The sequence below is a fragment of the Frankia sp. CcMO1 genome (assembly GCF_977945845.1).
Map to the genome: position 1 here is coordinate 13804 of NZ_CDWTMG010000068.1, position 548 is coordinate 14351.

The 548-nt window shown below is 68.4% G+C and carries 1 protein-coding gene; it reads left to right on the forward strand.

Annotation, left to right across the window (positions count from 1 at the left end):
• On the forward strand, positions 1 to 548 hold a 548-nt coding region (locus AC08OU_RS10955; protein ID WP_476604831.1), incomplete at both ends, for a Clp protease N-terminal domain-containing protein.

The following is a 548-nucleotide window of genomic DNA, read 5'->3' on the forward strand; positions in this document are numbered from 1 at the left end:
TTCGGGAGGCGCTGCAGCTCGGTCACAACTACATCGGCACCGAGCACATCCTGTTGGGCCTGATCCGCGAGGGCGAGGGCGTCGCCGCTCAGGTGCTCGTCAAGCTGGGTGCGGACCTCAACCGGGTGCGCCAGCAGGTCATCCAGCTGCTGTCCGGTTACCAGGGCAAGGGCGAGACCGCCACGTCCGGCGCGCCCGCCGAGGGGACCCCGTCCACCTCCCTGGTGCTGGACCAGTTCGGCCGCAACCTCACCGCGGCGGCGCGCGAGTCCAAGCTCGACCCGGTCATCGGGCGCGAGAAGGAGATCGAGCGCGTCATGCAGGTGCTGTCGCGCCGGACCAAGAACAACCCGGTCCTGATCGGTGAACCCGGCGTCGGCAAGACCGCCGTGGTCGAGGGACTGGCGCAGGCGATCATCAAGGGCGAGGTGCCCGAGACCCTGAAGGACAAGCAGCTCTACACCCTCGACCTCGGCGCTCTGGTCGCCGGTTCCCGCTACCGCGGTGACTTCGAGGAGCGGCTGAAGAAGGTCCTCAAGGAGATCCGG